The organism is Hoylesella loescheii DSM 19665 = JCM 12249 = ATCC 15930 (assembly GCF_000378085.1).
Classification (GTDB): Bacteria; Bacteroidota; Bacteroidia; order Bacteroidales; family Bacteroidaceae; genus Prevotella; species Prevotella loescheii.
The window spans coordinates 1-24,598 of the sequence record NZ_KB899225.1 but is presented as its reverse complement, the minus strand read 5'-3'; the positions used below and the strand labels follow the sequence as shown (position 1 = coordinate 24,598).

The following is a 24,598-nucleotide window of genomic DNA, read 5'->3' as shown; positions in this document are numbered from 1 at the left end:
GGTGAAAAAATGAAAGGGCGGAAGGATGGTTAATGCCAAACAAGTAGGTTGAGTCTGCATGTTCTTATGGTGCAAGCTTGTGGCCAAATGCTATTAGCGTATGGCCATCTTTTCACCCTTTCGTGTTTTCACCTTTTCACCTTTTTCACTCATCTTGCTCTTCAAGCTTTTCTTTCCGCTTTCTGCGCATATTCATTGCGATGATTTTGCGTTCGGCTTTCACCACGAATTGGTGCATGTGCCCAGTAACCACCAGCACAAGAATGGTACTCAATATGGTGGCCATTGCAATGGGAAGAAGTTCTTTTTGGATGACATCGAGGTAGAGCATGATGGCTACTCCCGGCGGAACGAAGAAGAAACCAAGGTTTGCAAGCAGAAATTGGGATAGCTTTTCTACCCACTCCAGCTTAACGATCTTGGTTTTAAGAAAGAACGTGAGCAGCAACATTCCGATGATGCTCGATGGTAGTTTGATGCCTGTTGCCCAAACAACTACCTCGCCAAGTGCAAGGCATCCAAAGATAACAAAAAACTGTTTAGCCATTTAAAGCCCAATAAACAGGGGGAGTTACGTTTTATGAAAAATATCTATTGTTCGCTAGTGTGCCTGCAACAAGGCAGACCTGATCCTTGAAAACGATGCAAAGGTAAGCCTTTTTTTTGAATTGGGAAAATAAAAAGCAAGGCTGGCTGTGGGGTGAATGATTGCCATTTAGCTCATTGTTTTTATCATTTAATGGCCTTTCACCACAACGCCTTCTCCCTTCATCCCATCCATCAGTATGCGCAAAGGACGGTTAAAGCGTACGTGTCGTACGTATTGGGTTTCTTCTATGGCAGGCATGGCATCGAGAATATCCTTGCGGAAGAGTCCATCGGGAATATTGGTGTCTATCGTGAAGTAGCCAACGCCGAAGCTAGTGAGGTTTTGGAAGAAGTGCGTACCTTGGCTCGGGTCTACCCGATAGTTTTTCAACGCCACCTCGACAATGACACGTGCCGCACTGATATGTGGCCATTTTACGGGTACGCCCAACCAAAAGTCGCTCGAACCCCAACGTCCTGGTCCTACGAGAATGTAGTTGCGGTCGGTGCCAAGAAAGCTATTGTTGATGCGTTCCACATCTTCGGCCACGCGATAGTTGTCGGCAGCCGAGAAGTTATCATCGTATTTAACATACACCACGTCGGTTACGTCGTCGCTTACGCCATGCCCCAGCGAGTTGTGCGAGCGCAGCAGACATCGCTCATCGGGAATGGCGGTAATGTCTTCGTCGAGCATTTGCTTCGAGTCTACGATGGGTCGGATTTGCAAAAGGTTAAATTCGCCCGTGCGATCGGGATTTATGTTACAGGCAAATTCTATTTCCACGGGTCGCTTCATGGCCTCTTCACCATAGCGCATGGCCATCTGCATGATTTGTGGAAGAGGGAAAGCATCGTGCCTGAGCACACCGCCGAAGGTGATAAGTTTGCGTCCGCCATCGTAAAGGCCATCGCGAATGATGCGGTCGTTGGGGTCGTATGTGGCGGCGATAAAGTGCAACGAACGGTCGGCTTCTGCCTCCTTCACACCCAGTTCCTGCATGTTAAAACCGTCGTCTACGGTAAAGTCGGTGTCAAGATGCTTGGTGTCGAGAGCGTAGAATTGCGTTTGTGTGTCGCGCAGTGCCGCTTCCATCTCGCTTGTTTGTAGCACTTGGTTGGGGTGATATGGACTAACGCGGAGTGTCTGACCGCCATCCACGATGTATTTTCCCAATCCTAGGGCAAGGTTGGCAATGCCGTCTTCGGTTCGTTCGTCGCCAACAGGGTAATAGTTGATGGAGCGAAGCACACCGCTGATGTTGGGGTAAAATCGTCCGTCGTAGTCTTTGCCTACCACGGCTTGTAGTATTACGGCCATCTTTTCTTGGTCGATGACGTTGCTAGTGGCCGACATGTAGGCCTTGGAGTCCTTATAAAACACCGAAGCATATACGCCCTTGATGGCTGAAGCTAAGAGGCGGAGCATCACTTCGGCATCTTCTACGTATGGAATCATATACGTGCTGTATATGCCGGCAAAGGGTTGGTAGTGTGCATCTTCGAGTAACGAGCTGGAACGCACGGCTATGGGGCAGCGTGTAGCCTCGAAAAAGGTGGTGAAATCGGCTTTAAGGCTATCGGGGAGCTGCGCTGCAAGGAAATGGTGCAGTATCTCGTCGTCGCTGGCATCACTGAGAGCGATTTGGTAAAGGTTGTTTTGCTCCATGAACTGGTCGAAGAAGTCGGTACACAACACAACGGTTTTGGGTATGTGTACCTTCACGCCAGGGAAGCTGTTGAACTCGGGATGGCGCTTGATAACATTGTCGAGAAAGGCCAATCCGCGCCCTTTTCCGCCTAGCGAGCCGTCGCCGATACGTGCGAAGTGGGCATAACGGTCGAACTTCATGCGGTCGAACACGGCCACCACGCCAAGGTTTTTCATGTTGCGATAGCGCACAATGGCCTCGAAGATAATTTGTCGGTGGGCGTCGACATCCTTTAATTTGTGCCACGTTACGCCTTTGAGAAAAGCCGAAACGGGAAAGATTCCCCTGGCTGAGAGCCATCGGCTAACATGGTTTCGGCTGATGTGGAAGAGCATCGAGTCGTAAGGGATGTTGAAGATGTTGTCTTGCAGCTGTTTGAGCGACCCAATGCGTGCAACCTCCTTACGTGTCTTGGGGTCGCGAAAGATAAAGTCGCCGAAGCCCATGTGTTCTTCCATCAGGTGGCGTAGGTCAAGACTCATCTTCTTCGAGTTCTTGTCTACGAAGCGAAAACCCTCCGTTTCGGCCTTAGCGCGGTTGTTGGCCTCTGCACTTTCCATAATTAGCGGCACGTATTCGTCGCGTCGGCGTATCTCGCGCAGCAACTTAAGGCCTGCCTCGGGGTCTTTGACGCCATCCTTGGGAAAGCGTACATCGCTGATGACGCCCAGTGTGTTATCGTGGTATTTGTCGTAATAGGCCATGGCCTCTTCGTAGGTTCGGGCCAATACCACCTTTGGCCTGCCGCGCATTCGCAATGCAGCGGCGTGACGGTTAAGAGCTTCGGTGGAGATACGCTTACTCTGAACGAGGATATAACTGTATAGGTTGGGTAGGATGGAAGAGTAAAAACGGATGCTGTCTTCTACGAGCAGAATCATCTGCACGCCTGCTTCTTCGATGTCGTGCTCCACATTCATCTTGTCTTCGATGAGCTTGATGATGGAAAGAATAAGGTTGGTGTTGCCCAGCCAGCAAAAAACGTAGTCGAAGATGCTGAGGTCTTCGTCTTGCATACGGCGTGTTATGCCGTGCGAGAAAGGCGTAAGCACCACGCAAGGCACCATGGGAAAACGGTCTTTCACTGCACGCGCAACAGCGAAGGCATCGTTGTCGGCATTGCCTGGCATGCAGATAACCAGGTCTACACTCATGCTCTGCATCACCTCTTCGGCCTCTTCTACGGTGCTTACCTGTTTGAACGTGGGTGGATAACGTAGCCCCAGCTCCACGTACTCGTTGTAAATCTTCTCGTCGATGCGGCCATCGTCTTCCAGCATAAAGGCATCGTAGGGATTGGCCACGATGAGCACATTATATATACGGTGCTTCATCAGGTCGATGAAGGTGACGTCTTTGAGCAGAATGTCGTTCCACTCTTGGGGTATCTTGTTATCCATATCGTTCTGTTTTATCGTGTGGAGCATGCTGCGGAGGCTTAAGTCGGCAGCCTTGCGGTTGATATTTGCAGCCATACAAAATTAAAATAATACGCCCGAACACCCAAAACATTTGTGAAGAAGTTGTGCGTTGTTCTATGATAAGCGAGTAAAAACGACAAAATGAATATCAAATTTAGCGATAAAAAGGAAGTAAAATGAAATGCAAAAGAGTGCTTATTGATATCAAATGTGTGCGCAAACATTGCATCTTGATATAATATTTATCCGTTTTATAGCAAAAATCAACCATAATTAGATTTTTAGTTGCAAAATATTTGGAGGGTGTTTAAATTTTTCCTAGCTTTGCAATATTCATTAAACTCTTGTAAATCGAACACACGGCATTTAGCCATCCTTCTGTACTGGATAATCAATACGGCAACCGAGAAGGGTTGCATTAATAATAACTAATGAGAGAAAATTTATGGGAAAAAGGTTTACTTTGCTATTGGCCAGCCTCTTCTTATGTGTGGGAGCTGCCGTGGCCCAAGTGAAAATCTCTGGAACGGTAATTAGTTCTGAAGACGGACAGCCTGTAATTGGCGCCTCCATTGTTGTAGTAGGCACTGGTCAAGGCACGGTTACCAACGTTGATGGACAGTTTACCCTTACCGTACCCGAACGTGCGAAGCTACGTATCTCGTCGGCAGGCATGAAAGCAGTCGACGTAACGGCTAAGGATAACCTGCGCATTATGCTGGAACCGCTCAACACAACGTTAGGCGAAGTGGTGGTAACGGCTATGGGCATTAAACGCTCGGCCAAAGCTCTGGGCTTCTCGGCAACAGCCGTTAAGGGCGATGAGATTGCCGCAGCACGTACCAATGACATCATGTCGAGCCTCTCGGGCAAGGTAGCGGGTGTGCAAATATCCAGTTCTTCGTCCGACCCAGGTTCGTCGAAGTCGGTTATTGTGCGTGGTATCAGCTCGTTGGGCAGCACCAACCAGCCACTATACGTTATCGATGGTGTGCCATTGACCAACGAAGCGGTTGCTAGCGATCGTAACCTTAGCCGTTGTTACGACTTCGGTAATGGTGCCAGTGCAGTGAATCCCGACGACGTGGAAAGCATGACCATCCTTAAAGGAGCAGCCGCAACGGCCCTGTATGGTAGTCGTGCAGCCAACGGCGTTATCCTTATTACCACCAAAACGGGTAAGAAAGCCCAAAAGGGATTGGGTATAGAGTATAACGGTGGCATGCAATGGGAAACGCTCTTACGCCTACCGCAGATGCAAAACGACTTTGGTATGGGTTGGTATGGCAACAAAACCGACCTTGAAAACGGTTCGTGGGGACCGCGTTTCGATGGTTCGTGGCTGCGCTACGGTAACGTTTACGAAGGCACACAGAACTTTAAGAGCTACGTGCCCATAAAAAATAACGTGCGCGACTTCTTCGATACAGGTTACCGATACAGCAACAGCGTATCGCTCAACGGTGCAACAGACGTGAGCAACTTCTTCCTCAGTCTGTCGCAGATAAGTCAAGACGGTATCATTCCTACCAATGCCGACAGCTATAACAAGTACACGTTCTCGGCTAGGGCAAGTCATAAGGTGAACAACCTTACGTTCAGCACATCACTTAACTATGCCTACCAACGTAACAACTTCGTGTCTACGGGTCAGGGGCTAGGTTCGATGTACAACACCATTATGCAGACGCCACGCGACATCAGCATAACCGAGTTGGCTGACCTTAGTAACCCCTTCAACACACCGGGTTATTACTACACGCCTTATGGTGTAACCAACCCCTATTACATTCTGAAGAATTATAAGAACGAGTTCGAAAGCGAGCGCTTCTATGGCAAGCTGCAGCTGGATTACGACTTCTTGAAATACTTTAAGCTTACCTATCGCTTTGGACTAGACACCAGTACCGAACACCGTGACGTGGGTGAGCCCAATATGTCGGCACTGTTTGAGGGCACACCTAACTGGGAAGACGCGCTACGCAGTCTAACCGGGCGAGTTAGTGAGCGAACAACCCGACGTCGAGAGATAAACCAAGACGTGCTGCTTACTTTCGACAAGGATATGACGGATGATTGGCACCTCAACGTTTTGGCAGGTTTCAATGGCAACGAGCGTAAGTATAACTACCAAGATACGGAGATAACGAACCTCACCATACCCACTTGGTTCAACTTGGCGAACACGGCCGACAAACCAACAATAGATGGTGAACAGCGCACTCAACGACTGATGGGCGTGTTAGGACAGGCCGAGGTGGCGTTTAAGAATATGCTTTACCTCACTGTTACTGCCCGAAACGACTGGTCGTCAACGCTTCCACGTGGCAGCCGCTCGTATTTCTATCCCGGCGCAACAGCTAGTTGGATATTCTCTGAAGTACTTCCAGAGAACGTTAAGAAAACCATTAGTTACGCCAAGCTACGTGCTGCATGGGGAAAAACGGGTAACGACGCCCTGCCTTATATGACGGCAACGGTATATAGACAAGGACTTTCTAACAGTAGTGGATGGTTCGAAAGCCGTTTCCCATTTACCAATGGCAATTGGAACTCGTATAGCGTTGGCAATACACTTGGTAGTAGCACGCTAGGTCCTGAGATGACCACTGAGTTAGAAGTGGGATTGAACATGGCTTTCTTTAATAACAGGCTCAGTTTCGACGCTTCGTTCTACAACCGAACCAGCGATCACCAGATATTTAGTCTCGATATGGATGCCGCTTCGGGCTATCTTTACCAAAACATGAACCTTGGAGAGATACGCAACCGTGGTGTGGAGTTGGTGGTTAGTGGAACGCCCGTGAAGCTGAAAGACTTTGCTTGGGACGTAACTTGGAACTTCACCAAGAACTGGAGCAAGGTTATCAGCCTGCCCGAAGAACTGGGTGGCGAGTCATATATATTCGGACTAAGTGGTGGAGTGGGGCTTTATGCCAAGGTGGGAAAAGAGTTAGGCGTGTTCAAAGCATACGTACCGCTGCGCGATCCCGCAACAGGAAAGGTCGTGGTAGACAACCAAGGCCTGCCCATACGCGATCCCAACCAGCAGTTTGTGGGAAGTATGAACTACAAATACACCATGGGTATCAACAACACCTTTACCTATAAGGGCGTAAGTCTTTCGGTAGACGTAGACATACGTCAGGGTGGAAAGATGTACTCGCGCACCAAAAGCGTCAGCTATTTTACGGGTAACGCTATGCAAACGGCCTATAACAGCCGCAATCCATGGATTGTTCCAAACACCGTTGTACAAACGGGTACCGATGTACAAGGCAAACCCGTGTACGAAGATAACACCACACCGCTCAACGCTTCCAATATTTATAACTTCTGGAACAATGGCGGTTTGGAGATGGGAGCAGGCGATCTGATCGACAAATCGTATATTAAGTTGCGCGCCATAACGCTCAGTTGGGCACTGCCTAAGAAGTGGATAGCCAGCACTTTCCTAACCGACGTGCGGCTGTCGGCCTTCGGCAACAACCTCTTCCTTTGGACACCAGCCGAGAATACCTTTGTAGATCCCGAGCTAACCTCGTTTGGCAACGACCTTAAAGGTAACTTCGGTGAGTGGTCGGCTAATCCTAGCTCGCGCAAGTTCGGCTTCAACGTCTCCGTTAAATTCTAAACCCGCAGCATTATGAAAAAGTTAATAACTCTTGCGGCTGTTGCTCTTGTGGCATTAAATAGCTGCAATCTCGACATAAACGACGACCCCAACTATCCGTCAGGGCCACAGGTTACGCCCGAGAAGATGTTACCTTCGGCCGAAAATGCTATCGCCGACGTACTGGGCGACCAAATGTTCACCTACGCAGGGTTCTTCTCGCAGTATTTCGAACAGCGTCCGGAGCAAAACCAATACAACAACTTGGCCGAGCTGAACATCGACGAAAGTAGCAGCATTTTCGACCGATGCTATCGTATGCTCTATGCTGGTGCGCTGAAAGACCTGCAAGTGATAATGGAGAAAAGCCCCAACAAGGCCAACCATTACGTATGTACCGTACTTAGGGTATGGGCATTTCAGCTCATCGTTGATAACTTTAGCGACGCACCTTACTCTGAAGCGCTTATGGGACAAGCCAACCCCACGCCCAAATGGGAAGACGGAAAGACCGTTCTTATGGGTGTGTTAGACGAGCTGGATAAGGCAGAAGCCAATCTAGGTGATGCAAGCATGAACTTAGACGACCCATTGATGGGCAAGAAATTAAGTCAATGGAAGGGTTTCGCCAACGCCTTGCGCCTGCGCATTTACATGCGTTTCATCGATGGTGGCATAGATGTGGCTAGCTATACACAGAAGGTGAAAGACCTGGTTGCAGCTAACGCGTTTTTCAAGGGCGACGTAAAATTCGACGTTTATACCAATGCCGAAAAGCAATACAACCCCTGGTATGGTGCTATTTTTGCCCTGCGTGCCAATAACTTTGCCGCCGCTTACCCCATTGTAGAATACTATAAGGCCAACAACGACCCACGCATAAGCTACGCCATTGCTAAAATGAGTACTGGTAACTATGTAGGACAGTTGCCTGGTTCGAAAGTGTCGATGAAAGAATGGCGTAACAATTTGGGTTGGAAAAACGAGAATGTGAGTCGCATTGGTATTGGTGTGATGGCTGCGAAGCCAGTATACGTTTTCTCTGCCAGTGAACTAAACTTCCTTCTAGCCGAGGTTCAACTGCGTTTTAACAACGATGCAGCCAAGGCTAAAGAGGCTTACGAGGCTGGAGTAACTGCCGACTTCGCTTTTAGGGGAATGGAAGGCAAGGCTGCGGCTTTCTTGAAAACAGATGCAGTCAAGTTCGATGGCAAGACCACCGACGAACAACTCCATCTCGTTTACATGCAGAAGTGGGCGGCATTCTTTATGTGCAACCACATGGAAGCATGGTCGGAGATTAGGCGCACCGATGTTCCTAAGACCAGTACGAAGACTGCTAAGCAGATATTCGATGGCGATGCTTATACTCCGGGCGAACTAATTGTGCCTGCCGTGAACCACATTCAGGTGGGTGGATTGGCCAAACGACTTCCTTACCCACAGGATGCGCGTAAGTATAACAAGACTAATACGCCCCCCGAAAAGAAACTGAGCGACCCCGTTTTCTGGGATGTGAAGTGATTTTTTTGAGGAGTAAAGGAGTAATGGAATAAAGGAGTAAAAGAGTGAAGAAGTTAAGGAGTTAAGCCAAAGGCTTTTGTCAACTCATCAACTCGTGATTCCTTCAACCTGTAAACTCGCTAAATCACAAACTTATAAGTTTGTATAACGCACCAACATAAACCATAGCATGACCATAGACCCTCTTAAACAAAAACGCATATCACTCCCCTCTCCCCTTGGAGAGGGGCTGGGGGTGAGGCTGGTTTCGCTTTATAATAACGCATAACACGCAAAAAACAATGAAGAAATATATCATCAACCTATTGCCTGCACTGGCACTCGCGTTTACCTTGGGTGCATGTAGCGACGATGAAAAGACCGACTCTACCGTGCACCACATCATCTTCATGAACATGCAAGGTGATGAAATGGAAGAAGTGGCGGTTGGTTTTAAATACGAAGACCCTGGTTGTATGCCCACATATATGGGGAAAGACTACTCGGCAAACATGGTGGTTACTGGCCTAGATGCGGTAGACACCAACAAGCCAGGACTCTATGGCATAACATACAGCTGTGCCACACCCGATGGTGTCAAGGCTACTGCACAACGAACGGTGGCCGTTTGTAATCCCGATGCAACCGTTAAGATATCGGGAACATACATCACCGCGGCGGGGACAAAGTGCGTAGACGCCAACGGCAAAGAGCAAACGTTTACGAAAAGCACTGTCAGCGTAACCCAATTGGCCACTGGCCTGTTCTCGGTTAGCGACTTGCTGGGCGGATATAATGCTGCCATGAAGGCGGCCAACACGCCAACGGGAAGCTCGGACGAGATTGAAGCGTTGTTGCTGGTGGCAGACGATGGTAGCTTTAAGCCTTATTCGGTGAACATCGCTGGTAAGGAAGTGGCCCTAGACAACTTCTCCGACACCTCTTACGATGCGAAGAAAGGTGTGCTCACGTGGAAAGTTACCTATCAAGGTAACACCTACACAATTGTGTTGAACAAATAAAAAGCAACGATTATGAGAAAATACATCATACATTTGGCCACTGCTGCCATTGCCCTAGTGGGCTTTGTGGCTTGCGACGTTGAAACCAATGAGAAGCCGGGAGGAACTGCCGTTGAACAAATGGCGGGCTTTTGGGATGTGCGTGTACACGAAGTGAACGCCGACGGTACGCTTACGCCGAACGTTTTCGGAAGTCGCACCTATAGCCTACAAACCTATAACACCGTAGAAAACGTTGACGACAAGATGTGGGTGAACGTCAGCGTACCCAAGAAATGGAGTATGCAACTTGTTACGCCCATCAATTACGGTGCACGAACCTTTTCTTGTCAAAACGTAAAGGCGATGTACAACGATCCCAACAAGGATTCTCCCACGTTGGCAACTATCACCGAGGGTAAGGTTCTTGAAGGACAGGGTCGCAATCTGCATGGATTACCTGTAGATAGCATCGTGTTTAATGTGCAATTCAGCACCGATAGTCCCGCCAAAACCTATCGTGTAACTGGCACGAGGCACACCGGATTCACCGAATGATTGAAGGTGAAAAAGGTGAAAGGATGAAAAGGTGAACAAATAAAAAGATGAAGCCAGGCTGATAAGACTATAAACTGATTAGTCTACAAGCTATGGTGCAAGTCTGCATAGCCCGCTTAAACCTAACGCATTAATTCTCTTTAAATACGCTGTGTTTAAATTTTTGATTCATGTTGAGGGGATGTGCCGTATGGCGCATCCCCTTTTGGCGTTTTAGGAAACAAGCAATCTTTGTTGAATATTATACAAATGGGGGATAAGATGCCACGCGTTTTGGGCAAGTCTACAATACGAATAATGACTATTATGCCAACTACCGCGTATTGGTTGGCGCAATGCAATCCACTAATTGATATGTTTAAACAATGCCTTTGGCATGGAGCTGCCCTACCAAAAGACTAACAGCTATGCGGTAAATAACACAATACAAGCCACTAATAGATGTACCCAATCAATGCCATTGGCATGTAATTCACCCCAAAAGACCAACCGCTGCGTGGTAGTTGGCGCAATGCCACTTGCGCGTACATGGGTTGTTGCGGGTTATCTGTTTTCTCTAGCAGACCTATTATATCTGTCACGTGACGGCATGGCCTCGTTTTATGCGTCATGCATGATTATCTTTGAGCTTGTGTTTTTCTTTCTTCATATTATCTTTTCACCTTTTCTCCCTTTCACTTTTCGTTTCCCTGCCTTTCCAAAAGCCCAACCGCTACGCGGTAGATGGCGCAACGCCACTTGTGCGCACATGGGTTGTTACGAGTAATTTGTTTCATTACTGCCAACAATAAATCACACTCACGCCCTTACTTTGTTAAGTCAAGTAATTAATATTTACAAAATGACATTCCGAGACCCCCTCTTCTAGAAAAGCTAAAGTTGATAAAACACATAAAAGGGGGTGTCATTCCTTTATCCTCCAACGAGCAAAAGCCGCGCCAACAATTATCTTTGTCATTGCATAAGTTGTTTTTGCACCCGCCAATCGTCTAACGAACACGTTCGCAAATTGATGCTCTTGAGCTGTTATCACTAAGAGGTACTCGCGTTACTTGTTATATGGAACATTGTTCCATCTTATGTGGAACACCCTTCCAACTTACATGGAACACCCTTCCAACTTATGTGGAACACCCTTCCAACATAGCTTTAGCTGGGCCAAAGAACTATTAGTTCGCTACAATCAGCAAGCTGTCGGCTGCCGTGTGCATATATGCCATACGCCAAGATTAAGCTGAACGGCTTGATAAATGTTAATGCACATCAAATACTTCCTTGTTTATGTCATCAAAAACAAGCAAAAACGTCATTGCCCTACATAAGGAAATCATCCAAATATCATCAAAAACGCACGGGCGAAAAGCCATAATGAGGTAGTTTCGATCTGTGTTTCCGCCTGATAGTAAGTTAGAAGGAGCGATTGGTAAGAAAAAGAAACGTTAGTCACGCCTTTGCTTGTAATATGCTGTTTTGCGCCAATCGTACCCCTCGCGAGAATCGATTATTTGCCAACCGATGTGGTATTGGTGGGCTAGACGCCTACTCACAATGTTAAAAACACGTCTGTATATTTTACAAAACACAATCTTGCCTCGCAGGAGAATTACCCAGCCATGCTCTCGTTTGAGGCAGGGTGTTGCCCATTTAGCGTAAACCAAAGATATCAAGTTTTACCCATTACTGTCTACCTAAATCTAAGTTTCGCGCCCCAAAACAAATACATGCCGCATTTTTTTTGTACTTTTGCAGTGCTTTTACCCAATGTTATCCAAACACATAAGGGTGACAAAGGGTTAGTACACATTATTATATATAGCACAATGGAACAGAAACAATACAAGCGAACCACCATCACAGCCGCCTTGCCATACGCAAACGGCGGCGTGCACATCGGACACTTGGCTGGCGTTTACGTGCCTGCCGACATCTACGCACGATACATGCGACTGAAAAAAGAGGACGTGGTGTTTATCGGAGGTAGCGACGAACACGGCGTGCCCATTACGATCAGGGCACGAAAAGAGGGCGTTAGTCCGCAAGACGTGGTAGACAGGTTCCACGCCATGATAAAAAAGAGTTTTGAAGACTTCGGTATCTCGTTCGACATTTACAGCCGAACGACCTCGCCGACACACCATCAGTTGGCCAGCGACTTCTTTAAGAAGCTATATGAAGACGGCAAACTGCTGGAGAAAGAAACCGAACAATATTATGACGAGGAGGCTCATCAGTTTCTGGCCGACCGCTATATAACGGGCGAATGCCCGCATTGCCACAACGAAGGGGCATATGGCGACCAGTGCGAGAAGTGTGGACGCGACCTTTCGCCTACCGAATTGCTGCACCCACGCTCTACCATCAGCGGTTCGCAACCTGTGTTGAAGAAAACCAAGAACTGGTATCTGCCCCTAGACAAATACCAAGACTGGCTGAAAGAGTGGATTTTGGAAGGGCATAAGGAGTGGCGACCCAATGTGTATGGGCAATGCAAAAGCTGGCTGGACATAGACTTGCAGCCACGAGCCATGACCCGCGACTTGGATTGGGGTATTCCTGTACCTGTAGAAGGAGCAGAAGGCAAGGTGCTGTACGTGTGGTTTGATGCGCCCATCGGCTATATCTCGAATACCAAAGAGCTGTTGCCCGATACATGGGAAAAATGGTGGAAAGACCCCGAAACACGCTTGGTGCACTTCATTGGCAAAGACAATATCGTTTTTCATTGCATCGTTTTCCCCGTGATGCTTAAAGCACATGGCGGCTATATTCTGCCCGAAAACGTTCCATCAAACGAGTTTCTTAATCTGGAAGACGACAAAATATCCACTTCGAAGAATTGGGCCGTATGGCTGCACGAGTATTTGGAGGACTTCCCAGGTAAGCAAGATGTGCTGAGATATGTGCTAACGGCCAACGCGCCCGAAACAAAAGACAACAACTTTACGTGGAAAGACTTCCAGGAGCGTAACAACAACGAGCTGGTGGCTGTGTATGGCAACTTCGTTAACAGGGCTTTGCAGCTTACGAAGAAGTATTTCGACGGTCGTGTGCCTGCCTGTGGCGAACTGAACGATGTGGATAAACAGGCTCTTGACGAGTTTAAAGACGTGAAAGAGAAGGTGGAAAGCTTGCTCGATACCTACAAATTCCGCGATGCACAGAAAGAGGCCATGGTGCTGGCGCGCATCGGTAACAGGTATATCACCGAGTGCGAGCCGTGGAAGGTGTGGAAGACCGACCCCAAAAGGGTTGAAACCATCCTTTATATATCGCTGCAATTGGTGGCCAACTTGGCCATCGCCTTCGAGCCGTTCTTGCCATTTAGCAGTGCCAAATTGCGTCGTTTGCTCAACATGGAAGGGGTAGACTGGAACGCGTTGGGCAACACCGAGATACTGAAACCAGGGCATCAGCTGGCCGAACCCGAGCTGCTGTTCGAGAAAATAGAGGACGATGCCATTGAGGCTCAACTGAAAAAGCTGGCCGATACCAAAAAGGCTAACGAAGCCGAAACGTATAAGGCCAAGGAGATTAAGCCTGTGGTGGATTTCGCCGACTTTGAGAAGCTGGACCTTCGAGTGGGTCGCATCCTTGCTTGCGAAAAGGTAAAGAAGGCTAATAAACTGCTTAAATTCACGCTTGATGACGGTAGCGGCACGCCTCGTACCATCGTTAGCGGTATCGCTAAGTTCTACGAGCCTGAAGAATTGGTGGGTCGCGACGTGGTGTTTATCGCCAACTTGGCTCCCCGACAGCTGATGGGCATCGAAAGTCAAGGTATGATTCTCTCTGCCGAAAATTACGACGGCGGACTGAGTCTACTATCACTGATGAAAGAAGTGAAGGCAGGAAGTCAAGTAGGATAGGAAGAAATAGGGCCAAACAACTGGCCTCAGCCAACCCCATACCAGCCTCACCCCCAACCCCTCTCCAAGGGGAGAGGGGGGTGATATGTAGTGCGGCGGTAAAGCTAACGATGCAGAACATTCAGCCTTTTACTTTACGCACCATGCAATAGCAGGGCATACTACTCCCCTCTCCCCTTGAAGAGGGGTTGGGGGTGAGGCCAAAACATAGACTACTTGTTAATTGAGGATAAATAACCTTTGATTGTTTGGCGGGCTTGAAGTTTTTTCATACCTTTCGTCCGTGAAACCAACACGTCTGATAAAATGAACACTAACAACAACTATTGCCTGATATTGGCAGGTGGCCGAGGACTTCGCCTATGGCCTTACAGCCGTATGGCTTTCCCAAAACAATTCGTAGACTTCTTCGGAGTGGGCAGAAGTCAGTTGCAACAAACGTTCGATCGTTTTGCGCAACTGATAGACCCTTCGCATATATTGGTGAGTACCAACGAAACTTACGCCGACATTGTGCGCAATCAACTACCTGAATTGCCACCCGAAAACATTTTATCCGAGCCAATTTATCGAAGCACGGCACCAAGTGTGGCATGGGCTTCGCACCGCGTTTTTCGTCTATGTCCCGAGGCAAACCTTGTGGTAACGCCCTCGGATCAGGCTATTCAAGGCGAAGAAGCTTTTCAGCGTGACATCATTCGCGGATTAGACTTCGTGTCGAAAAACGATGGTATGCTTACGTTGGGCGTGAAACCGACGCGCCCCGAACCGGGATATGGCTACATACAGATGGGTAAAGCAGTGGAAGACGATGTGTTCGAAGTGCAGTCGTTTACCGAAAAACCTGACCGCGAGTTCGCCCGCGTGTTTATGCAAAGTGGTGAGTTTTATTGGAATACAGGACTTTTCCTGTTCAATGCACGCTTTGCCTTCACTCGTTTCAGCGAGCTATTGCCACCTGTTCTTAGACAATATGATGCCGACAATCCCGAGTTCGACGCCCACGAAGAAGCCCTCTTCATTCACGAGAACTTCCCACTCTATCCCAATCTCTCTATCGAGCACGGCATATTAGAATCATCCAACGATGTGTTTGTTATGCAATGCCACTTCGGATGGGCTGACCTCGGCACGTGGCATGGCATGTACGAGGCGATGCAAAAGGGCGAAAACGACAACGTGGTGATAGATAGCGACGTGATTTTAGAGGATAGCAGCAACAACATCATTAAGCTCCCCAAAGGTAAACTGGGTGTGATAAACGGGCTAGAAGGCTTTATCGTGGTAGAGAAAGACAACGTTTTGCTGATCTGCAAAAAAGAAGATTCGTCGGCTAAGGTACGCAAATACGTTAACGAGGTGATGCTGAAAAAGGGCGAAGGCTTTGTCTAGACAAGTCTGTTAGTCTATAATTCGGCCATTATCATCAGTATTGGTAAATCCTATCGGTGCTTAGTCTGGCCACGTTCATCGTTAATTTGATCGCAATCATCGTGAATTCCCCCACAGCCACCTATGCATTCGGCCCAAAAACGCTTCGTCATGAGTTTTTTAACGAAATCCTTTGCTTGTTCGAAAAATATATGTACCTTTGCACTCGCTAAGCCCAGATGGCGGAATCGGTAGACGCGCTGGTCTCAAACACCAGTGGAGCAATCCATCCCGGTTCGACCCCGGGTCTGGGTACGACAATAATAAAGGAAGCAGTTTTATATCAACAAGATATGATTGCTTCCTTTCTTTTTTGGTTCACCACTAGTGGAGAGTCTCCAAAAACCTATTTGACATAAACAACAACCCCACAAATGAAACATCACTGACATGAAGAGATTTCTCCTTTTTACAATTATTCTATTTGATAGTGTTCTTCTCTTAGCCAGCAACTTATTGCAAACTAATGCATTAGACAATAGTATAGGTGAGCTTTCCATGTCGAATTGGAGAGACATTAAAACAGGCGATTGGGCGATTGGCTTTTATGAAGACGGTGTGGTTTACAAGGCTCATTTTTGGAAGTATAAGCAAAAGGAACAAAAGAAAGGGAAATATCGTTTTCTTATAACAAATGGGACAAAAGACATTTCTCTCGAGGTGATTGAACAGAAAAACAACTTACGAAAGATTGTATTTGACAATTCTCATTCTATCATTTGCCAAAGAATAACGACACAACAATTGCCAGATTATCCTGTAAAAGACCATTCACCCATTAAAGATACACATTATAAGCATGGAGAACAGGTTACTCTTGTTGGGTGGATGCGTAACATGCCCGCAAGTAAATCGGAGAAGAAACACTTTGATGTTGTTTATTCTGACGTATTTACAGACAAGGATCCATTATGCACTGCGGAAATAGACAACAATGGCTTTTTCCGCCTGACGTTTCCACTAGTCAACACTACTGAAGTTTACCTCGACCAGCAACGCGCCCGCATCATGTCGGTGTTTGAACCTGGTGAAACCTACTTTCTCTTATGTGACTTCAAAACTGGTGAACGTTTTTTCATGGGGGCGAATGCGCGTTTACAGAATGAGATGTTACGATTTAGTTTCGTGCCCCATTTGAAAGTAAAAGAAGATAGAGAGCCCTTCTCTGACTTTATGGAACGAGTGAAAATTCATGTTCAACGCAGTGAAGAGAGTTTCAAGAAACTAATGGCTGACAACCCCAATCTCTCAGATCGTTTTAAAGAATATGTGCAATCAAGTATGAAGTATAATGTGGCATACGCTATTAGTCAATCAAAATACAGTACGCCAACATTTAAATTACCACAAGATATTCGTGAATACTTATATCAAAACTTTTGGAAGTACCCAGCAAAACCTGCCACATTATATAGAGAAATGGTGTGGTTTATGACTGATCTCCTTAATGATTACACGGAAAAAACATTCGCTGAAACACTTCAAAATGCAGATAAGATGTATAAGATGGGGTTAACCGACAAGGAGAAGGTAATGCTGGCGAGGTGGGATAAAATAGATAAAGAGATGCAGATTAAGTTTGGTAACACCACAAACGACGAAGAAAAAAGAACTATATACCAAACATATAAGAACGAGAACAGCGATGTTTGGAGAGCATTTGAAAGCCTCTCGAAGAAATATGCCACAGAGATAGAGGCCTACAATATAAGATGCTACAACTTCGCTATCGACTCGTTGGGATGCACGCAAGAACTAAAAGATATTCTGCTTGCTGCTCGCTACTGCAAAACTATAGAGCGCCAATGTCATTCACTTCCTCAACCGCTGTTGTGCGAATTGAACACTAACGTTGAAATGGCTTATGCAAAAGACATTGTGATGCAAGAGCATTTAAAATATCTTACTATTGAACAGCAGAGCCAAAAGCATGATAAATATCTAAAAAACAATGCAGACGTGTCGGGGATAGAGGATGGGAAAGAGTTGTTTAACAAAATAACATCACCTTATCGCGGACATTATATTCTCCTAGATGCTTGGGGAACCTGGTGCGGTCCATGTAAAGAGGCGCTGTCGCATAGCCAAGAACTGTTCAAATCACTCGCTCCATACGATGTAATTTTTATGTATCTTGCCAACAATAGCCCCGTAGAAGCATGGAAAAATTGCATTCAAGAATACAAGTTAACAGAAGACAACTGTGTGCACTATAATTTACCACCCAACCAACAGGCTATTTTTGAGAGACATATCAAACTTTCTTCCTATCCCGCATATAGGTTGATTTCTCCTGAAGGCAACATAATGGACTTGGATATTGATCCTCGTACCCCTGCGGGACTTGCACGATTAATAAAGGTTTTAAGTAACAATGCTAATGTAATAACAAGGTAACGTAGCCGAACATCCTGTTGCCCATTGCTTTCTATACCTGTTACCAATGGCTGATTACAGAAAAGAGAGACGGCTAAACCGTGCTTTTCTATCCTAGAAAAAGTTGAGAGAGACTTAAGGCATGTTCTAGAAAACTCACTATAGTTCAACAAATGTTTCAGATTTCACTATCCACGACCTATCTGTTTCCCTTTTCTCACTCTACAAGAAGCCTGTTTTCTCGGCATAGTAATGTACAAAGGCAAGTTTGGCCTTACTCATTTGGATCATGAGGGCAGCCTTTCATTCGCATATTACATTATGTTTCTCCAAGAAACAAGCAGGATTTGCACTGCTAAAAGTTTAAACCACCAAAGGTTGTTATTTTACTATTCGCCTTGCAACTACAAGATTTTGCAACGGGTATGTGCATAGTTCCTGCACCCTTAGCTAAACGAGAAAGATAAAATGCTATATTAGATAAACAATATGAAAATAGACAAAACAAAACTTACGCTTGTTCTATTTGTGGCAATTGCTACGATAATAACATGCATAAACCCTATTTATCCCCACGAACAACTGCTTCAACACATTGGAACAGTTTTATTGTTCATTCCACTAATCACCGATGTTTTTAAGAAAGCAATGCCCATATCGGCGTTTGTAGGACTCGTATGTTTTACCATCCTGCACGTTATTGGCGCACGCTATATCTATTCGTACGTACCCTATAAAGAGTTTGCGGTTTCGTTGGGGATAGTTGATTCGGGTTTCTTTCAAGATCCTCGTAACCACTACGACCGCTTGGTGCATTTTTCTTTTGGTGTATTGCTGTTCCCATACCTAGTCTTTGTCTGCAAGAAATGCTTTAAACAACAACGTTTCATTGCAGTTTTTATGGCCTGGCTGATGATTCAAACGGGTAGTATGATATACGAACTGTTTGAATGGCTGCTAACCATTGTTATGTCATCAGATGCAGCCGACAGCTATAATGGTCAGCAAGGAGACATGTGGGATGCACAAAAAGATATGGCGTTGGCCCTGTTGGGGTCTTCAGCGATGCTTCTCTTCTATATGTTTCGTTCTGTACGAAAAGCAGGAACTAATACCGTTATCTTACACTAACAGATCTTGTACGCTATCTCTCTCCCTATCCACATATAGCGATATAAATTTCTGGCATACATCATAACGCATAACTAAAACATCAATTACCCTATGCACACCCTGCATCTCCCCGCTCTCTGCAGGGCATTACTACATCTGTTACCAAATTGAAATGCCCATTCTCCTAGAGATTCACGACTTCGATGTCCGGTAAAACATCGTTATACTTCTTGCAGCTTTCGATATTTTTTCGGAACTTTGCAAGCAAATTGTGCGTAGCTACGATGATGGCGCCTAATGAATTCAGTATTGTTTAAGCTGCTTGAATTGTGCCTACGCCAAACTGATTAACAATTAATGTTTTTATTATTTTAACCCAACCAGTAGATATTGGCATAATCAATTACACCTAATTAAAATGAACAGGATTTCAGCAAACAAACTTTGTAGGCAGCTGTGCTTAATTGTTGCGTTCGTTTTCAGCGTATCTGTTGCTGCACAGCGCGACTTTTCCACCATCCGCACTGGCGTAAATGCCACGGATGCAAAGATTATTGAACGTGGCGTTAAAGCTTTCGAACGCCCCAAAGACGCGGCACATACACGTGGGAACGGCTTCGACGACGACAACAAAGACCATTATAAGAATAACTGGAACGGCTACGAATACTACCGCTATACTTATCCAAGCATCAGCGCCAAAGGCGAACCTATAACCCTTACGGCCTTAGCAGCGATGCCAACAAAGTATACCACACCTATCAACAATATCATTTTGGGATGTCATGTCACCATAACCGACAATGCCAGCGCACCATCCGAGTATATCACAACAGGCACTTGGCAAAGCGACGTGGGCATGCTCATCATGCATGCAAAAAACAAAAGTGCTTCTGACTTGGCCTACAACTGCTTGGTTATTTTACCCGACTATCAAGGATATGGCATCACCCGAAACGAGGCACACCCCTATCTGGCCCAAGAGATAACTGCTCGGCAGAGCGTGGATGCCCTTCGTTACGGTATCGAACTTTATAAAACAAGTAAGAAAAACAGAGCTAAAATCAGGGATAATTGGAAAACTATCTGCGTGGGTTATTCGCAAGGAGGGTCTGTTGCCATGGCTTGTCAACGGTTTATAGAGACCAATTTCCTTGATACCGACCTGCAACTGGGTGGCTCGGTATGTGGCGACGGCCCTTACGACCCCATCGCCACGCTGCGCACCTACATCGCTGAAGACAAGGTGTACATGCCCGTTGCGCTGCCCCTTATCATCAAGGGCATGCTCGACTATAACCCTTACATGCGCCGACACGCCATGAGCGATTACTTCAATGCGCGCTTTCTCAACACGGGTATTGTTGAATGGATTGAGAAAAAGGAATTGGCCACCGACGAAATACAGAAAAAATTAAAGCAGACATTCAACTTCCAAAAAGACGCGAAGGGAGAATACATCAAGGTATCAGAGATATTTAACCCCGACGCTTTTGAGTTTACGAGCAAGAAAATGAAAGGCGAACCCACCGAAAAGAACCCTAAATTCGACGACTTATATACCGCCCTCACCGTAAACAACCTTACCGAAGGGTGGAAACCCAAACATCCCATCTATCTTTTCCATTCAAAAGTAGACGAGGTCGTGCCCATCAGCAATGCCGAAAGCGCATATCAAAAGATGCGTACAGATGCAAATCCCACCATCATCAAGTACACCTATACGGACAAAGGTAATCATGGGGGTAGCGGAAGGTCCTTCTACTTCGCTATCTTGGGACAGAGTTATGAGGAGATGGGCGTTAATGCCATTGCCGGAGGAGAAGAGTCTTGGAACAAGTTTAACCCATAAATGGATTGGGATAACAAAATCATCAGCACTGAATCAATATGAAAAAATATATTTTACTGCTGTTTCTTGCAGTGTGCGCACAGCTTTCTGCCAACACGCTAGATAAGGAAACGCTATTTAAGGGAACGGCCATGCTTAACGGAAAAGCCATTCCGATGTGGTTTAATGTCACAGGAAATGCAACCGCAGAGATAGGCAACGGCAAGAACGCTGCTATCAGTCAGTATGCCGAAGGCAAACTTGTTGTGCCAGCCAACATCATAAACCCTGCCGATAATAGCAGCTACAAGGTAACCAAAGTGGCGAATTTTGCGTTTAGCCTTTGCAGCAAACTCACCGAGGTTACACTCGAAGAGGGAATTAAAGAGATAGGCGAACAGGTTTTTTCTGGCTGCAACAGCCTGGCCTCCGTTCGTTATCCTGCTTCGCTAACAGCCATAGGTCGAGGCGCCTTTATGGGATGCAAACAGCTTAAACATGCCCTTCTGCCCGAAAATTTGGCCACAATTGGACAAGAGTCTTTCGTTGAAAACCAATTTGCGGATAGCAAAATGCAGCTTCCCTGGCGGATAACAACCATCCCCGTTGCTGCCTTTCAAGATTGCAAACTCCAGATAGTGGTACTTTCGCCTAGTTTGATAAGCGTTGAAGAAGACGCCTTTCTGCGTGCTGGAGCGTGCGATTTCTATATGTTCGACAGAAATATAGTGCCAATTGTACACGATAAAGGCATAAGCGTTGCCAGCCATTGGTTTGCCACAAAACCACAAAACTATGACAAGAAGAGCTTCTGCAACGGACTACTTCCCATCAACGCGATGGTGCCCCAAGACGAATTTACCGCCGAAAACATCACTTACAAAATTGAGCAAGCTGCCCAATATCCTAGCGTTTTCACCGCTTCGGCTTATAAAAAGAGCGACGAGATGGCTTGGACCAGCGAGTTTAGCGCCTTAAAAGAAAGCGTGATCAACCCCACTTTCCCCGGTAAATGGAAACCCGAATTTCGCGTAAATGGCATAAAGTCTACGTTCTTTGAAGGTACAGAAATCGTTAAACTCCATCACATAGCGTTGCCTGCAAGCATTGATGCATCGCTTTCCAAGAACGCTTTTGCCCAATGTAAGGCGCTCGTTTCGCTCGACTTGTCGGCGATGAAACCATTAAGCGAGGGCGAAAGCAATGCTATTTTAGGTGGAATTGCCGAAAACACCATCGTATATGCACCCAAAGGGCAGGCGCTAAGCTATCGCGATTGCAACGTGGTGCTAACGAAAGATAACGGACAACGCCACACCCGCCATTTTAAAATACACCTAGACGACAGTTTCGACGCACTGGCCCTCGAAGCAAGTCTTGCCTATCAACTTCCTTATAGCTTTATGGCCGAGCGGGCAACGTTCTATCGTTCGTCTTTCAAAAGCAAGCAGAAAGAAACGCTCGTGTTGCCTTTCGCTGCCAAGCCACAAGGAAAGGCCTACGCATTTGCTGGTATGAAAAAGCAAAGCGAAACTGAAACAGTCGCCTCGTTTGCTAAAAAAAACGAGCTGCTGGCCAACACTCCTTATATATATGAGTCCGATGGAACTGAGATTTCTGCAGAAAACGTGGAAGTAAACCCCAAAGTTGCAGAGTCGAAACCTTTGGAGAAAGATAACCTCTATGCTGTTTATAAGGCGGATTTGATCAAAAAACTGGCTGAAGAAAAGCTTCTTAACGGCATTGTTTATACCTTTAACGCTGATGGAACAGCAGGTGGCACCACTTTTGTGCAAGCCTCCGACGACGCCAAAATCACTCCCTTCCATGCCTTCTTCCATTTAAGCGACAAGAACGCAGGTGCAAACCTGAAACTTTTATTCGAAGGAGAAGCGTCTACGGGCATACAGAAAGTGTCGACAGAAGCAGCCAACGAAGACAATACTTGGTTCAATCTGCAAGGCGTTCGTTTTAACACCAAGCCTCAAAAGGGTATTTACATTCACAAGGGTAAAAAACTGATGGTGCCGTAAGGGCTTGAGATGGTGGTGTATGGCGAAACCAGAACCAACAAGTAATGCCATCCCCCACTTAACCAACGAACCGTTATTCTCACACGGGGACACAAAGAATATGGAGATGTAGCGATGCGCAAAGTGTACGAAAACTGCGCCATCGCCGCCACTCCACGATATTCCTTGTGTCTCCGTGTTATTTTTTAATGCGTCTCTTAGCCGTTGCGTGGGGATGGTTTTACTTGCCTAGCGCCATCTGTTGTTAAACAGTCTGGCGGTTGTACCCTATCCAATGTGTCACGTTTAATTGCCTTTGTGTTTGCGCCATTTTGTTTCCTGTACATCAATATATTTGTGTCGGCTTCGTTCCATGTCATCTGGAACGTTATTCCATGTCATCCGGAACATTGTTCCATGTCGTCTGGAACGTTGTTCCATATCATCTGGAACAACACAGGAATTGCTAAAATTGAATGGCGTAGCTTAACTATCTGATTGCCAATACCATCAAAAGGAACACGAAAGAATCGTTATTGGGTTGACAAGGGTTAATAGGTTTGATTGGCAAGTATCAATGACATGAAGCGAAAAGATGAGACGAAGAGGTTTGATGGGCCAAATAATGCGTTTGTTCGAAATAACAATCAACTTCGTAACAACCAAGCTATGGGTGTGAGCCATTTCGTTCACTACCACCTAGCGGTTGGGCTTTGGGAAGTACAGGGAAACGAAAGGTGAAAGGGTGAAAAGGTGAAAAGGTGAAAAGATAATATGAAGAAAGAAATACACAAGTTCAAAGATAATCATGCATGACGCATGAGAATGGCATTGTTTAGGTATATCTATTAGTGGCTTGTATTGCGCCAACTACCACGTAACGGTTGGACTTTTGCGGTGAATTTTATGCCAATGGCCTTATTTAGGCACATCTATTAGTGGCTTGCTTTGCCCTAACTACCATGTCGCGGTTGGGCTTTTGGTAGGTGAATTCCATGCCAATGACTTTATTTAACGTGAGTTCGATGAATTATAAGTGTCTATAAATTTGGTGATTAGCGAAATTTGTTGTAATTTTAAGGTGTTAACTTTCAAATAATTACGAACAAAAATCGCCATGATCACCGAGGACAAAGTTACTGAAATATTTTGTATGGCAGATGACTTCTGCAAGTTTTTTGATGCAATGACGGCAAAGTATACGCTAAAACCTATTGGAAAAAGAAAATATCATCGAAGCTCCACCATGTCAAAGGCCGAAGTCATGCTGATAATGATTCTTTTCCATGCTTCCGGTTATCACTGCTTTAAGCATTTCTATCTTGAAAAAGTATGCAAGCATCTTCGCCATCTGTTTCCCAATGTTGTTTCTTATAACCGTTTAGTGGAATTGGAAAGGGAGGTAGCCGTACCCTTAACCTTGTTTATCAAGAAGGTCCTGCTGGGCAAATGCACGGGTATAAGCTTTGTTGACAGTACACCACTGCGTGTCTGCAAGAATCAAAGAATACATATTCACAAAGTTTTCAAGGGCATAGCCCAAAGAGGGAAATGCTCTATGGGTTGGTTCTTC

At 46.1% G+C, this 24,598-nt stretch carries 13 protein-coding genes and 1 tRNA gene; 12 read left to right on the top strand and 2 right to left on the bottom strand.

Features of this window, described 5'->3' with window-relative positions; translation table 11 throughout:
• Positions 1 to 145: 145 nt before the first annotated feature.
• Together F453_RS0112505 and F453_RS0112500 are read right to left on the bottom strand one after the other, a co-directional pair.
• Entirely contained in the window at positions 146 to 547 is a 402-nt protein-coding gene (locus F453_RS0112505) for a CidA/LrgA family protein (RefSeq protein ID WP_009237719.1), read from the bottom strand.
• Positions 548 to 736: 189 nt separating this feature from the next.
• Complete coding sequence (locus tag F453_RS0112500) at positions 737 to 3,700, bottom strand: PEP/pyruvate-binding domain-containing protein (protein WP_026292576.1); 2,964 nt, start codon at positions 3,698 to 3,700, stop codon at positions 737 to 739.
• 466 nt (positions 3,701 to 4,166) lie between these two features.
• On the opposite strand from F453_RS0112500, the gene F453_RS0112495 reads away from it, so the two are divergent.
• From F453_RS0112495 to F453_RS0112430, 12 genes are all read left to right on the top strand, one after another.
• On the top strand, positions 4,167 to 7,355 hold the full coding sequence (locus F453_RS0112495) for a SusC/RagA family TonB-linked outer membrane protein (RefSeq protein ID WP_018968316.1): 3,189 nt from the start codon (positions 4,167 to 4,169) through the stop codon (positions 7,353 to 7,355).
• Positions 7,356 to 7,367: 12 nt separating this feature from the next.
• The gene (locus F453_RS0112490) at positions 7,368 to 8,858 is read left to right on the top strand and encodes a SusD/RagB family nutrient-binding outer membrane lipoprotein (protein WP_018968315.1); all 1,491 of its coding nucleotides are present in this window, start codon (positions 7,368 to 7,370) and stop codon (positions 8,856 to 8,858) included.
• A gap of 281 nt (positions 8,859 to 9,139) precedes the next feature.
• Positions 9,140 to 9,859: a BT_2262 family domain-containing protein gene (locus F453_RS0112485; RefSeq protein WP_018968314.1), complete on the top strand. Its 720-nt coding sequence runs from the start codon at positions 9,140 to 9,142 to the stop codon at positions 9,857 to 9,859.
• A gap of 12 nt (positions 9,860 to 9,871) precedes the next feature.
• Complete coding sequence (locus F453_RS0112480; protein ID WP_018968313.1) at positions 9,872 to 10,396, top strand: lipid-binding protein; 525 nt, start codon at positions 9,872 to 9,874, stop codon at positions 10,394 to 10,396.
• Between the two features lie 1,820 nt (positions 10,397 to 12,216).
• Positions 12,217 to 14,262 (top strand): methionine--tRNA ligase, encoded by a 2,046-nt coding sequence (metG, locus tag F453_RS0112470; RefSeq protein WP_018968312.1) that lies wholly within the window; start codon positions 12,217 to 12,219, stop codon positions 14,260 to 14,262.
• 306 nt (positions 14,263 to 14,568) lie between these two features.
• Positions 14,569 to 15,654, top strand: a complete 1,086-nt coding sequence (locus F453_RS0112465; protein ID WP_018968311.1) for a mannose-1-phosphate guanylyltransferase — start codon at positions 14,569 to 14,571, stop codon at positions 15,652 to 15,654.
• A gap of 212 nt (positions 15,655 to 15,866) precedes the next feature.
• Positions 15,867 to 15,948, top strand: a tRNA-Leu gene (locus F453_RS0112460).
• 135 nt (positions 15,949 to 16,083) lie between these two features.
• Positions 16,084 to 18,090: a TlpA family protein disulfide reductase gene (locus F453_RS0112455; RefSeq protein ID WP_018968310.1), complete on the top strand. Its 2,007-nt coding sequence runs from the start codon at positions 16,084 to 16,086 to the stop codon at positions 18,088 to 18,090.
• A gap of 468 nt (positions 18,091 to 18,558) precedes the next feature.
• On the top strand, positions 18,559 to 19,200 hold the full coding sequence (locus F453_RS0112450; protein WP_018968309.1) for a DUF2238 domain-containing protein: 642 nt from the start codon (positions 18,559 to 18,561) through the stop codon (positions 19,198 to 19,200).
• Between the two features lie 400 nt (positions 19,201 to 19,600).
• Positions 19,601 to 21,034, top strand: a complete 1,434-nt coding sequence (locus tag F453_RS0112445) for an alpha/beta hydrolase family protein (RefSeq protein ID WP_018968308.1) — start codon at positions 19,601 to 19,603, stop codon at positions 21,032 to 21,034.
• 38 nt (positions 21,035 to 21,072) lie between these two features.
• The gene (locus F453_RS0112440) at positions 21,073 to 23,046 is read left to right on the top strand and encodes a leucine-rich repeat domain-containing protein (protein WP_018968307.1); all 1,974 of its coding nucleotides are present in this window, start codon (positions 21,073 to 21,075) and stop codon (positions 23,044 to 23,046) included.
• 1,096 nt (positions 23,047 to 24,142) lie between these two features.
• Positions 24,143 to 24,598: transposase (locus F453_RS0112430; RefSeq protein ID WP_018968305.1), on the top strand; the 456-nt coding region annotated here is incomplete at its 3' end.